Here is a 13,084-nt window from a genome sequence, read left to right on the forward strand (position 1 = left end):
GAGTCACGGTGTACTTCGCCGCACTGCTCGCGCGCACCGAAGACGGGTGGGAAGCGAGCGACACAGAGCTCGACGATGTGGAGACCCTGTCGGATCTGGCCGACCTGGCCCGTGAAGCCTCGCCCGACGACGACACGGTGCTGGTGCTCATCGAGCAGGAGGACGCCTGGTTCGGCGTCGTCCGCATCGATGGCGAGGACGACCCGCGTATCTACGTCTCGGACGCCGCCGCAGCCGCCCGCAGCAGCTACGGCGAGATCCTGCTCACCGACGAGCTGCTCGGAAGGGAGCCCGGGGACGACGACACGGACCTGGACGCCCTCGACCTCGACGGCACCGAGGACGGTGAGCCCGAGGACGACGATGGCGTTGACGACGACACGGCCGCCGAAGCCGTACCGCACAGCCCCGTCGGCGACAGCGAGATCCTCGACGACCTGGGCGTCAGCGAAAAGGAACTACGCGCCCTGGACGCCGATGACGCCCTCAGCTCCATCGCCGAGGCCCTAGGAGCGTCGGAGGTCCTGGAAACGGTCCGCTAGGACCAACCTGGCCCCGGGCCCGTCCGGGCGAGGACAACCCCGGTCGCCCAGGGCCGCCGGGGCCGTCCGGGTCCCACGCGCACCGCCGCGTACGAACCAGGACCGGCGAGGACCGCCATGCCCAGGCGAGGACCAGCCTGGTGCGGTCAAGGAGCGCCGGTCCTGCGGGCCTGGGTCCGGCCAGGCCCGACAAGGCCCCCCGGTCGGCCGAGACCGCCGGGCCCGCCCGGTAGGTCAAGGCCGCCAGGCCCGCCCGGTTGTCCAGGCCCGGCAAGGACCATCGGCGTCCAGGCGAAGACAACCCGGCCCGACCAGGGACCGCCGAGTGCGGCCGGCCACCGGTTCCAGCCGGGTCCGGCGAGGACCACCACGTCCGGACCAGGACCCGGCGAGGACCGCCCCCAGCGAGGCGAGGACCGGCCTGGTCCGCCCAGGACGGTCCTGCGCCGCCCAGGACAACCGGGTCCGAGCACCGGACCCGCCCGGGCGTCCGGGCTCAGCGAGGACCTGCCGCGTCCGGGCCGGGCCCGGCGAGGACCACCACGTCCGGACCAGAACCCGGCGAGGACCGCCCCCGCCGGGCGAGGACAACCCCGGTCCGCCCAGAGCCGCCGGGCTTGCCCGGGTGTCCGGTCGGGCCGTCCGTCAGGGCATCCGCTAGGTTCCCCGGCGTGACCGACGCAATCGACGCAGAGGCAGCGGGCCCCGATCCGGTACGTGACCGTTGGCGGGACGCGATGCGGCTCGCTCTGGACGAGGCCGGGAGGGCCGCCGAGGGCGGTGACGTTCCGGTCGGTGCCGTCGTCCTCGCCCCGGACGGCCGTACCGTCCTGGCCACCGGCCACAACGAGCGCGAGGCCACCGGCGATCCGACCGCCCACGCGGAGGTGCTGGCCATCCGCCGGGCGGCGGCCGAGCGCGGGGAGTGGCGGCTGACCGACTGCACCCTGGTCGTCACCCTCGAACCCTGCACGATGTGCGCGGGCGCCCTCGTGCAGTCCCGCGTCGACCGGGTCGTCTACGGCGCCCGCGACGAGAAGGCCGGAGCGGCCGGCTCCCTCTGGGACGTCGTACGCGACCGGCGACTCAACCACCGCCCCGAGGTCATCGAGGGCGTCCTCGCCGACGACTGCGCCCGTATCCTGACGGACTTCTTCCGCCACCGCTGACACCACGCCGGCACCCCCCGGTGCGAGCCCAACCCCCTCGGCGCCGCCCCCGCACGTCCCGACTTCCCCGCCGTTCTCCCTCCCCCATCGCCCGGCGAATACCGATTTCAAAGCTCGCCCCACCTTGCTGTAAGGTCTCCCTCGGTAGCGTGTCCGAGCGGCCGAAGGAGCTCGCCTCGAAAGCGAGTGTGGCGCAAGTCACCGAGGGTTCAAATCCCTCCGCTACCGCTGAAGAAGGGCCCCGTCGAAAAGACGGGGCCCTTCGTGCTGTCGCCCGTGCCCTTTCCGTCCTCGCGAGAGGCACCCATCGCCCTCGGGAACAGCACGCACCGCCCCCGGAAATGGCACGCGCCCCCGCCATCTCCTCCATTCCTGCGAACGCATGATCGGGTTACACTCGCCGCCGACAAAGAGGGACCGACGGGGCCCACGGGACGCAAGCGACGGGGGAGGCCCTGGTGGCGGTGCAGGGGAAGAAGATCGCGGTGTACGTCCTCGTGGTCTTCGTGCTGTACGTGATCATCACCGACCCGGCCAAGGCCGCCGACTACGTCCAGATAGGGTTCGAGGGCGTCTCGAACGCCGCCCAGGCCATCGGCGACTTCTTCACCTGGCTCGCCAACGGGGCGGACTGACCGGCGCCCACGCGGTACGAACCTCCGTACCGGCCGGTACAGACCTCCGTACCGGCCCGTCGTACGACCTTCCCGGAGCCCCCATGATCCGCCACCTGGTCCTCTTCAAGCTCAACGAGGGCGTCGAGCGCGACGACCCCAGGGTCGTACGGGGCGAGGCCGCGTTCCGCGAGCTCGACGCCAAGATCCCCGAGATCCGCCACTGGGAGCTGGGCTGGAACTTCTCCGACCGCCCCATCGCGTACGACTTCGCGATCAACTCCGCCTTCGAGGACACCGCGTCCCTGCGTACCTACGTCGAACACCCCGAACACCAGGCGGGCGTCGCCCTGTGGCGGGAGTTCGCCACGTGGGTGATCGCCGACTACGAGTACTGAGCGGTCCCCTTCTCCGGCCGCTCACCGAAGGCTCCGCCGGCCGCTCACCCGAAGGCTTCTCCGGCCCCGCACTCGAACAGTGCGGGGCTCTTCCGTGTTCTCCCCGTCCCTCAACACGGCGATATGCGGTGCTTGATCACAGTGCACATGTCTTGTGATGCTATGACCGCTTTTGACGGTTGAGTTGATGGATGAAGAGGTGGCGTTGCCCGTGTCGGCCAGTACTGCGCCACCCCAGGAAGAGATCCCGGTCCCCGAGCCCGCTCAGCCCTCCGCTCAGCCCTCCGTCCAGCCCCCTGCGCAGACCGCCGAACAGGCCCCTGAGCAGGCACCCGTTCCGGCCCCCGGGCCGGAGAAGCGGCGGGGCGCGGACACCCGGGCACTCACCCAGGTGCTCTTCGGGGAGCTCAAGCACCTGGAGCCGGGCACCCCGGAGCACAACCGCGTACGCGGGGCGCTCATCGAGGCGAATCTCCCGCTCGTGCGCTACGCGGCCGCCCGTTTCCGCTCCCGCAACGAGCCCATGGAGGATGTGATCCAGGTCGGGACGATCGGGCTCATCAACGCCATCGACCGATTCGACCCGGACCGCGGCGTGCAGTTCCCGACCTTCGCGATGCCGACCGTCGTCGGCGAGATCAAGCGGTACTTCCGCGACAACGTCCGCACGGTCCACGTCCCGCGCCGGCTGCACGAGTTGTGGGTCCAGGTGAACAGCGCGACCGAGGACCTCACCACCGCCTTCGGACGGGCCCCCTCCACCGCCGAGATCGCCGAGCGGCTGCGCATCACCGAGGACGAGGTCCTCTCCTGCATCGAGGCCGGCCGCTCGTACCACGCGACCTCCCTGGAGGCCGCCCAGGAGGGCGACGGACTGCCGGGGCTGCTCGACCGGCTCGGCTACGAGGACCCGGAACTCGACGGCGTCGAACACCGCGACCTCGTACGGCACCTCCTCGTCCAACTCCCCGAACGCGAACAGCGAATCCTGCTCCTGCGCTACTACAGCAACCTCACCCAGTCGCAGATCAGCGCAGAACTCGGCGTCTCCCAGATGCATGTCTCCCGACTGCTGGCCCGCAGCTTCGCCCGCCTCCGCTCCGCGAACCGCATCGAGGTCTAGACGGTCTGGACGGTCTGGACGGTCCGGACACCCCCGGAAGCTCCGGGAAGGCCCCGGACAACCCCCTCCTGGTGGGGTGACCAGCGGTAACCAATTCCCCTCCCCCACACCCCGGATGGACCGTGGGGCACACGGGGCGCACGAAGGCAGACGGGGCGCACAGAATCGGCCGCGGACGCGCGTTCCCAGGCCATGGCCGTGCCCGAACGCGCTGTCGGGACATCACCGCTGAGAGCGAATCGCTCAGCGCCGCCCTTACCGACGACTCTCATCCGAAACACCGTCATACCGTCTGTTTCCAGGGCTTATTCACCCTCTCCATGTCGACATGTCACTACATCGCGTTGCCGACGTGTGACATTCTTCCCCCAGCGCGTTTGCCGTGGCCTCGCCGCCGGTATTCAGGTGGAGGCTGCGTTCCCTACGACGGAGCGTCCGCCGCGACCGTCCGCGACCCAAAGGGGGTGGCATGTCCGCAGACCAGGGCAGCTCGAAGGTGCTCACGCTCGCCAAGAGCGAGTCCGCGCCCGACGCTCTCCAGGCCCCTCAGGACCTTCCGGAGCTCGTCGACCTCTCCGGTCCCGAGGCTCCGCCGGCCACTGACTTCCCGGCCTTGTCGGCCTCGGCGAACATCGACACCCGCACCCTGTCCCGCTCCCTGTTCCTGCGGCTGGCCGCACTCGACGAGAACAGCCCCGAGCGTGCGTATGTCCGGGACACCCTGATCGAGCTCAACCTCCCGCTGGTGCGCTACGCCGCCGCGCGCTTCCGCTCCCGCAACGAGCCGATGGAGGACATCGTCCAGGTCGGAACGATCGGCCTGATCAAGGCGATCGACCGCTTCGACTGCGAACGGGGCGTGGAATTCCCGACGTTCGCGATGCCGACGGTCGTGGGCGAGATCAAGCGCTTCTTCCGCGACACCTCATGGTCGGTCCGAGTCCCGCGCCGCCTCCAGGAGTTGCGGCTGGCCCTCACCAAGGCCAGCGACGAACTCTCGCAGAAGCTGGACCGCTCCCCGACGGTCACCGAACTCGCCGCGGTCCTCGGCGTATCGGAGGAGGACGTGGTCGACGGCCTCGCCGTCGGCAATGCCTACACCGCCTCCTCGCTCGACTCCCCGGCCCCCGAGGACGACGGCGGCGAGGGCTCTCTGGCCGACCGCCTCGGCTACGAGGACACCGCCCTCGAAGGCGTCGAGTACCGCGAGTCGTTGAAGCCGCTGCTCGCCAAACTCCCGCCCCGCGAGCGCCGGATCATCATGCTCCGCTTCTTCGCCAACATGACCCAGTCCCAGATCGGCGAGGAGGTCGGCATCTCCCAGATGCATGTCTCCCGCCTCCTCACCCGGACCCTGGCCCAGCTCCGCGAGGGCCTGATCTCGGACTGAGCCCGGACATTCACCATTCACGTCGACACGTGACCGCCGGGGTGCCGATTCATGGCACCCCGGCGGTAGTCGTACGCATGGGTAGGTGGGGCGAGTGGGCGGGTGCGGGTCGTTTGTGGCTGGTCGCGCAGTTCCCCGCGCCCCTTAAAAGCGCCGGGCGCGCCCCAATGCTTTTAGGGGCGCGGGGCGTTGTCCATGTGCGGCTCCGCCGCGTGGGCGCGAGCAACCACGACGCACCCGCACCCGCAAGATCACAAGAACCCGGCAGATGAGTAGGCACCCAACAGCCGGGCGCCGCGCTCACACCAGCGCGAGCCACACAACGGCGGCCACCACAGCCACCGCCACGACCACACCCACGATCACACCAACGCGCGGCCCCGAAGCCCCGGCGGCAGCCACCCCCTGCCGACCCCCCGGAGGGGTCTCGTCGACGAAGGCACGGAACATCTGTGTGCTGCCCGCGGGGTCGTAGTTGCCCTGGGGTCCCTGGTTGTCAGCCATGCCCCGGACCCTAGCGAATCGCGGACGGCCCGCCCAAGCCGGGTGCGAGGGGTCGGCGTACCGGCGCCCGACGCACCCACACGCGCCCCCTTCCCTTTTGCCAAGACTTGGCCCACCCTTTCCCCGATTCATTTGCCTGCAGCAACCAACCAGTCCTATGGTTGCCCTAAGCAACGAACCGGGAGGGTCGTCATGGCGAGGCAGGCGCACTACGAGGAGCTGGCCCGTCAGCTCAGCGCCGTCGGGGCCGTGAAGCGGGAACTCGCCCGAACGCTGCCGCACGACTGCGCGGGCGGCTCGGCGGGCGTGCTCACGCTCCTCGACCGCCACGGCGAGATGCGCATGAGCAAACTCGCCGAACTCCTCGCGGTGGACATGTCCGTCACCAGCCGCCATGTGGCCCACGTGGCCGCCCGTGGCTGGATCGAACGCCTCCCCGACCCGGCGGACAAACGCTCCCGCATCCTCCGCCTCACCCCCGACGGCCGGACCATGCTCGCCGAACTCCACCGCCGCAGCACCCAGCTGATGGCCGAGCGCCTCAGCCACTGGTCCGACGACGACGTGGGCCACCTGGTCCACCTCCTCGGCCGACTCCGCGACAGCTTCGACGACTGCCGCCACCGGGCGCCGACCGAAGCGACCCCCTCGTACGACTCCTCGTACGCCCCCTCGACCGACGCCACCCCTTCGGACGACCCCGCAACCCCCACCCGTACACCCGCGTAGATCACACAGATCGCTCAGGAAAAGGAAGCTCATGGCAACGACCACACCAGCCGGTGTGCGGGCGCACGCCAAGCACGGTGCCAGTCAGAGTGCCGCCCACGGCGGCGGCCACAGCGGCAGCCCCGACGCCCCGATGACGCACCGGCAGATCATGGAAGCCCTGACCGGCCTGCTGCTCGGCATGTTCGTGGCGATCCTGTCGTCCACGATCGTCTCGAACGCGCTCCCGGACATCATCAAGGACCTCGGTGGCGGCCAGAGCGCGTACACCTGGGTCGTCACCGCGTCCCTCCTCGCGATGACCGCGTCCACCCCGCTGTGGGGCAAGCTCGCCGACCTGTTCTCCAAGAAGCTGCTGATCCAGCTGGCGCTGATCATCTTCGTGGTTGGATCGGCGGCGGCCGGCCTCTCCCAGAACGCCGGCACGCTGATCGCCTTCCGCGCGGTCCAGGGCATCGGCATGGGCGGTCTCTCCTCACTCGCCCAGATCATCCTCGCGGCGATGATCTCCCCCCGCGAACGCGGCCGCTACAACGGCTACCTCGGCGCCACCTTCGCGACCGCGATGGTCGGCGGCCCGCTGGTCGGCGGTGTCATCACCGACACCGACTGGCTCGGCTGGCGCTGGTGCTTCTACGTCGGCGTGCCCTTCGCGATCGTCGCCCTGATCGTGCTGCAGCGGACACTCCACCTCCCGGTGGTCAAGCGCAAGGTCAAGGTCGACTGGGCGGGCGCCTTCCTCATCACGGCCGCCGTCTGCCTGCTGCTGATCTGGGTGACCTTCGCCGGTGACAAGTACGACTGGGTCTCCTGGCAGACGTACGCGATGGTCGGCGGCACCGTGGCCCTGCTGGGCCTGTTCCTCCTCGTGGAGGCGAAGGCGAGCGAGCCGATCATCCCGCTGCGGCTGTTCCGCAACCGCACGATCGCGCTGGCCTCGCTCGCCTCGCTCTTCGTCGGTGTCGCGATGTTCGCGGGCACGATCTTCTTCAGCCAGTACTTCCAGCTCGCCCGTGACAAGTCCCCGACGATGTCCGGGGTCATGACCATCCCGATGATCGCCGGACTGTTCGTCTCGTCGACCGTCTCCGGCCAGGTCATCACCCGTACCGGCCGCTGGAAGGCATGGCTGATCGCGGGCGGCGTACTGGTCACCGCCGGCCTCGGCCTCCTCGGCACCCTCCGCCACGACACCGAGTACTGGCATGTGGCGGTCTTCATGGCGATGCTCGGGCTCGGCGTCGGCATGATGATGCAGAACCTGGTCCTCTGCACCCAGAACCAGGTGGCCCCCACCGATCTGGGCGCCGCCAGCTCGACCGTCACCTTCTTCCGCTCCCTCGGCGGCGCCATCGGCGTCTCGGCGCTGGGCGCGGTCCTCAGCCACCGCATCACCCACTACGCCGAGGAGGGCCTCGCCAAGCTGGGCGTCTCCGGCTCGTCGATGGGCCACGGCGAGATCCCCGACCTGGACTCGCTGCCCACCCCGATCCGCACGGTCATCGAGAGCGCGTACGGCCACGGCATCGGCGACGTCTTCCTCTACGCCGCCCCCTTCGCCGTCCTCGCCCTCCTCTTCTCGGTCTTCATCAAGGAGGTCCCGCTGAGGACGAGCGGGGCACTGGCCCAGGCGGTGGAGGCCAAGGCTCCGGCTCCGGGTACGACTTCCGAGACCCCGGCGGCGACGTCCGGGCCCGCCCCGGCCGCCGAGAAGGTGCCCAGCTGGGCGGCGCTCGCCGAGACGGCCCAGTCCGACGAGACCGGCGGGGCGGGAGCACCCCTTCCTCCCACCCCCTCCGGCATCCCCGTACGGGGTCATGTGCGCGGCACCGAGAACGTGCCCGTCCCCCGGGCCGCCGTCACCCTCATCTCGCTCGGGGGCCGACAGCTCGGCCGTTCGGTCGCGGGGGAGGACGGGTCCTACGCGGTGGACGCGCCCGGCGCCGGTTCCTACGTCCTGATCGCCGCGGCCGACGGCTTCCAGCCGCAGGCGTCCACGATCGTGGTGAACGGCGAGCCGGTCTCGTACGACGTGCTGCTGAGCGGTACCAGCGGGCTGACCGGGGTCGTGCGGGCGGCCGGGGCCGCGCTGCCGGTGAAGAACGCCATGGTCGTGGTGACCGATGTGCGCGGGGAGGTGCTGGCCACCGGGATGACCGGTGAGCAGGGCGAGTTCGGCTTCGGGGAGTTGGTGCCGGGGGTCGTGACCGTCGCGGTGAACGCCGACGGGTTCCGGCCGCGCGCCCTCCCGGTCGAGATCGGCGGCACTGGGATCACCCGGATCGAGGTCGAACTGGCCGCCGGGGCCCGGCTCCAGGGCGTCGTACGGGCGGCGGGCGGGCCCCTGGCCGACGCCCGGGTGACCCTCGTCGACGCGGCGGGCAACTTGGTCGGCACCGCCACCACCGGGTCGGACGGCGCGTACGCCTTCACCGACCTGGACACCGGCGAGTACTCGGTGGTCGCGACCGGCTACCCGCCGCTGGCCACGGCGTTGACGGTCACCGGCCAGGGCGTCGACGGCCACGACATCGAACTCGCCCACCCCGGCGAGTAGTTCGCGGAGCACAACGGTGAGGAGTGGGCCGATGGCGGCGACGACGGGGCCGACGGGGCTGAGCGCGAGGGTCCGTACGCGGGACGGGTGGGCCGTGTCGCACGCGGTGGTCACCGTGACCGACATGGCCGGTACGCAGGTGCTACGGGCGGAGGCGGACGCCGAGGGGGTGGTGCGCGACCCCGAGGCGCTCGCGCCCGGCGCGTACACGGTGATCGTCACGGCGGTCGGTTACGCGCCGTTCGCGGCCGGCGCCCTGGTGACGGCGAGCGGCCGGGCCGAGGTCGGCACGGTGACCCTGGCCCGGCTGGGCGGCACCGAACTGCCGCCGCCCGGCCCCTGGACCATCGACCCGGCCCACTCCTCCGTGGCGGCCGTGGCCCGGCACCTGGGCATCTCCAGCGTGCACGGCCGCTTCACCGACTTCACGGGCACGATCGAGATCGCCCCGACGCCGGACGAGGGCACGAAATCCCGGGTGACGGCGGCGATCCGAGCGGCGTCGATCGACACGGGCAACACCATGCGGGACGACCACCTCCGCTCACCGGACTTCCTGGACGCGGACAACCACCCCGAGATCACCTACATCTCGACCGGCCTGACCCCGGCCACCGGCGAGGACCACTGGACGGTCCACGGCGAACTGACCATGCACGGAGTGGTACGCCCCGTCGACCTCGACCTCACCTACCTGGGCACCGGCCCAGACCCCTGGGGCGGCACAAGGGCCGCGTTCCGCGCGACAACCGAACTCCACCGCGAGGACTTCGCGATGAACTACAACCAGGTGCTGCAGGCGGGGATAGCGGCGATCGGTACGACGTTGCGGGTGGAGCTGAACATCCAGGCGGTGCGGGAGGAGTGACTGTCAACTGCCGGCCAACGCTGGAAGGGGCGCGGGGAACTGCGCGAACAACCACGACGCACCGTCAGCCGCAAACGCACCCGAACCCCCGAGCTACTAGGCGCCCCCTGGCTACGCTGAGCGCCATGGCACCGTACATCGCGACCAACACCAAGGTCTCCCAAGACGAACTCCTCGACTTCGTCCGCCCCCGTCACCGCGCGATCCTCCTCACCCACCGCCGCGACGGCGGCAACCAGGCCTCCCCGGTGACCTGCGGCGTGGACGACTCGGGCCGCATCGTGGTCTCCACCTACCCCGAGCGGGCCAAGACACGGAACGCCAAGCGGGACGAGCGGGTGACGGTCGTCGTGCTGAGCGACGACTGGAACGGCCCGTGGGTCCAGGTCGACGGCACGGCGGAGGTCATCGACTCCCCGGACTCGGTCGAGCCCCTGGTGGAGTACTTCCGGAACATCTCCGGCGAGCACCCCGACTGGGACGAGTACCGCGCGGCCATGGTCAAGCAGGGCAAGTCGATCATCCGGATCACCCCGGAGAGGTGGAGCCCGGTGGCCACCGGCGGCTTCCCGGCACGGCTGGCGGAGGGCGAGGACAAGGCCTGAGCCACCCGGCGGGGATCAGCGGGGCTGCGCAGGGCTCACCCCCGTTCGACCATCGCCTCGATGCCGGTGATGAGGGTGTCCAGGGCGTAGCCGAAGTCCCGTTCGCGCATCTCCTCGATGGTGTCGCCGCCCCGGGCCTCCATGAGGTCCGCGGACCGCTTGACCAGCTCGCCGAGTTGGGGCGCGTCGGCGACCGCGCTCATGGCGTGCCGGAAGTACTCCTCCTGGGTCATCCCGGCACTGGCGGACCGCTGGACGAAGTGTCCCTCGATGGTGCCGAAGCCGTACACGAACTGGAAGACCGCCGCGATCGCCCCGGTCTGGCCGTGCGCGGGCAGACCGGTACGGCGGATCACGCGCTGGACGGCGAGCGAGAAGTCGAGGGAGTGCGGCCCGATGTTGAGGAAGGTCCCGGCGAGCGGCGAGACCCAGGGATGCCGGACGAGGAGCGCCCGATACTCCTTGGCGAGCCCGCGCAACTGCTCCCGCCAGTCCCCGTCACCGCCCCCGACCCCCTCCTCATGGGAGTCGTCCCCGGGCAGCACCACCTCGCCGAACACACGGTCGAGGGCGAGTTCCAGCAGGTCGTCCTTGGTGTCGACGTACCAGTAGACGGACATGGCGGTGACGTCCAGTTCCCCCGCCAGCCGCCGCATGGAGAACTTGGCCAGCCCTTCGGCATCCAACAACCGCACGGCGGCACCGACAATCCGCTCCCGATCCAGCCCACTGGGCTGCCCACCCCGCCGCCGCCCCTTCCCCTCCTCCAACCACACACTGGCCCGAACAACCTCACCACCCCGCCCGGCCGCACCGGCCATGACACCGCACCTTCCCAACACGATCACGTACATGCACTGGTGACGATGCTAGGTGCGCAGCGATGAAAGGCGTCGCGCAGCGAGCCTTTCAGGGGCGCGGGGAACTGCGCGAGAAACCACGACGCACCGTCAGCCGCAAACACACCAGAACCCCCGAGCTATTAGGCGCCCACCCGCTCAGCCCTGCGCAGCAGACCCGCCGCCACCAACCCCCCAAGCAACACAGCCAACGCCCCCACCAACAAACTGCTCTCCAACCCGGAGGCAAACGCCTCCACCACCAACGCCCTCTCCTCCGAAGACCCCGCCTCGGCCAACGCCCCCGGCAGGGAAACCGCCGCCACAGAAATCAGCGCCGCGAACCGCGAGTTGAGCACCGCCCCCAACACGGCCACCCCCAACCCGTTCCCGAACTCGGCGAGGGTGCCGTTGATCCCGGCCCCCACCCCCGCCTTGGCCGGCGGAATCGCACTCATGATCGCGTGAGCCATCGCCGGATTGGCGACCGCGCACCCCACCCCGATCAGCACCAGCCCGAGCAGCGTCCCGCCGTACCCCCCGGACGAGAACATCGCGATGGACACCAGCCCCGCCGACATCATCACCATCCCGAGCGCGATGGACACCGGCATCCCCAGCTTGACCGTCCACTTCGCCGACAGCCCCGAGAAGTTGAGCACGACCACGGTCAGCGCGAGGGGCGCCGTCCGCAGCCCCGCCTCCAGCGCGTCGTAACCGAGCACGAACTGCAGATGCTGGGTCAGCAGGAAGAGCGCCCCGCCCATCCCGAAGGTGATGAGCACGGCCCCGGCGACGGCACCCGTGAACCGGCGGTCACGGAAGAAGTGCGGATCGAGCATGGGGTACGGAATCCCGCTCTCCCAGTACGCGAACCCCGCGAGCACGACGACGGCGACGGCGGCCGTGACGACCACCAAACCGGACGTCCACCCATGCTCGGGCCCGGAGATGATCGCGTAGACCAACGACGTCATACCGACCGTGGACAGCAGCGCACCCACCAGATCGGGCCGATCCCCCTGCGGATTCTTTGACTCCGGCACCAGCGCCACCACCGCCACCAGCCCCAACGCAGCGACCGGCAGATTGATCAGAAAGATCGCCCCCCACCAGAAGTGCCCCAGCATGAACCCGCCGAGCAATGGCCCCGCCGCGAACCCAAGGGCATTGACGGCACTCCAGATCCCGATCGCCTTCGGCTGCTCCTCGGGCGCGAAGATCTGCATGGCGACGGCGAGCGTCGTGGTGAGCAGCAGCGCGCCGCCGACCCCCATCCCGGCCCGCGCGGCGATCAACTGCCCCGTGGACTGGGCGAGTCCGGCGACCAGTGAGCCGATCCCGAAGAGCGCGAGCCCCGCGATCAGCATCTTCTTACGGCCGTAACGATCGGCCGCGCTGCCGGCGGTGAGCAACAACCCCGACTGCACCAGCGAGTACGCGTTGATCATCCACTGGATGTCGGCGGTGCCCGCGCCCAACTCCTCGGTGAGCGACGGGATCGCCACGTTCAGCACGGTGTTGTCCAGCAGCACGGTGAGCTGCGCGAGGCAGATGACACCGAGGATGAGCCACCGCTGGGGATGGCCTTGGGTCCCGGGGAGAGCGGTGCTCTCGGGCGTGGCGGAGGTCGACATGCTGTACACCGTAGAACAGCTCCTGTACGGCGTACAACGCGCATTCCGACGCCGTACGACAGGGGCTCTTCCGAACGGCGTTCGAGCGGCGTACGAAAGGGGCCGTGAC

The 13,084-nt window shown here is 70.2% G+C and carries 13 protein-coding genes and 1 tRNA gene; 11 read left to right on the forward strand and 3 right to left on the reverse strand.

All coding sequences use genetic code 11. The annotated features are described in order from the left end of the window. Nucleotides 1-8: 8 nt before the first annotated feature. The 7 genes from ACWD4G_RS10840 to ACWD4G_RS10870 all read left to right on the forward strand — a co-directional run bounded on the left by ACWD4G_RS10840 (nt 9) and on the right by ACWD4G_RS10870 (nt 5,236). The gene (locus tag ACWD4G_RS10840) at nt 9-542 is read left to right on the forward strand and encodes a tRNA adenosine deaminase-associated protein (protein WP_451292635.1); all 534 of its coding nucleotides are present in this window, start codon (nt 9-11) and stop codon (nt 540-542) included. 671 nt (nt 543-1,213) lie between these two features. Further along, nucleotides 1,214-1,711, forward strand: coding sequence for a tRNA adenosine(34) deaminase TadA (gene tadA, locus ACWD4G_RS10845; protein ID WP_451292353.1), 498 nt, complete (start codon nt 1,214-1,216; stop codon nt 1,709-1,711). A gap of 143 nt (nt 1,712-1,854) precedes the next feature. Next, a tRNA-Ser gene (locus tag ACWD4G_RS10850) sits at nt 1,855-1,939 on the forward strand. Nucleotides 1,940-2,169: 230 nt separating this feature from the next. Beyond that, a complete protein-coding gene (locus ACWD4G_RS10855; protein WP_451292354.1) occupies nt 2,170-2,346 on the forward strand; it encodes a hypothetical protein in 177 nt (58 codons plus the stop codon). Nucleotides 2,347-2,429: 83 nt separating this feature from the next. Further along, nucleotides 2,430-2,723, forward strand: a complete 294-nt coding sequence (locus tag ACWD4G_RS10860; RefSeq protein ID WP_451292355.1) for a Dabb family protein — start codon at nt 2,430-2,432, stop codon at nt 2,721-2,723. Nucleotides 2,724-2,910: 187 nt separating this feature from the next. After that, nucleotides 2,911-3,846, forward strand: coding sequence for a SigB/SigF/SigG family RNA polymerase sigma factor (locus tag ACWD4G_RS10865; RefSeq protein ID WP_451292356.1), 936 nt, complete (start codon nt 2,911-2,913; stop codon nt 3,844-3,846). A 469-nt stretch (nt 3,847-4,315) separates the two neighbouring features. Continuing rightward, nucleotides 4,316-5,236: an RNA polymerase sigma factor SigF gene (locus tag ACWD4G_RS10870; RefSeq protein ID WP_451292357.1), complete on the forward strand. Its 921-nt coding sequence runs from the start codon at nt 4,316-4,318 to the stop codon at nt 5,234-5,236. 300 nt (nt 5,237-5,536) lie between these two features. On the opposite strand, the gene ACWD4G_RS10875 is transcribed toward ACWD4G_RS10870, so the two are convergent. Then, nucleotides 5,537-5,740, reverse strand: coding sequence for a hypothetical protein (locus tag ACWD4G_RS10875; RefSeq protein WP_451292358.1), 204 nt, complete (start codon nt 5,738-5,740; stop codon nt 5,537-5,539). A 192-nt stretch (nt 5,741-5,932) separates the two neighbouring features. On the opposite strand from ACWD4G_RS10875, the gene ACWD4G_RS10880 reads away from it, so the two are divergent. The 4 genes from ACWD4G_RS10880 to ACWD4G_RS10895 all read left to right on the forward strand — a co-directional run bounded on the left by ACWD4G_RS10880 (nt 5,933) and on the right by ACWD4G_RS10895 (nt 10,499). Beyond that, nucleotides 5,933-6,469 (forward strand): MarR family winged helix-turn-helix transcriptional regulator, encoded by a 537-nt coding sequence (locus tag ACWD4G_RS10880; RefSeq protein WP_451292359.1) that lies wholly within the window; start codon nt 5,933-5,935, stop codon nt 6,467-6,469. 31 nt (nt 6,470-6,500) lie between these two features. Beyond that, on the forward strand, nt 6,501-9,026 hold the full coding sequence (locus ACWD4G_RS10885) for an MFS transporter (RefSeq protein ID WP_451292360.1): 2,526 nt from the start codon (nt 6,501-6,503) through the stop codon (nt 9,024-9,026). A gap of 31 nt (nt 9,027-9,057) precedes the next feature. Further along, nucleotides 9,058-9,894, forward strand: a complete 837-nt coding sequence (locus ACWD4G_RS10890) for a YceI family protein (protein WP_451292361.1) — start codon at nt 9,058-9,060, stop codon at nt 9,892-9,894. A gap of 125 nt (nt 9,895-10,019) precedes the next feature. After that, on the forward strand, nt 10,020-10,499 hold the full coding sequence (locus ACWD4G_RS10895; RefSeq protein ID WP_451292362.1) for a PPOX class F420-dependent oxidoreductase: 480 nt from the start codon (nt 10,020-10,022) through the stop codon (nt 10,497-10,499). Between the two features lie 35 nt (nt 10,500-10,534). Here ACWD4G_RS10895 and ACWD4G_RS10900 read toward each other — a convergent pair whose 3' ends face one another. Together ACWD4G_RS10900 and ACWD4G_RS10905 are read right to left on the reverse strand one after the other, a co-directional pair. Next, nucleotides 10,535-11,320, reverse strand: coding sequence for a TetR/AcrR family transcriptional regulator (locus tag ACWD4G_RS10900; RefSeq protein ID WP_451292363.1), 786 nt, complete (start codon nt 11,318-11,320; stop codon nt 10,535-10,537). 161 nt (nt 11,321-11,481) lie between these two features. Further along, complete coding sequence (locus tag ACWD4G_RS10905) at nt 11,482-12,975, reverse strand: MFS transporter (protein ID WP_451292364.1); 1,494 nt, start codon at nt 12,973-12,975, stop codon at nt 11,482-11,484. Nucleotides 12,976-13,084: the final 109 nt, after the last annotated feature.

This window comes from Streptomyces sp. NPDC002643 (assembly GCF_053592555.1).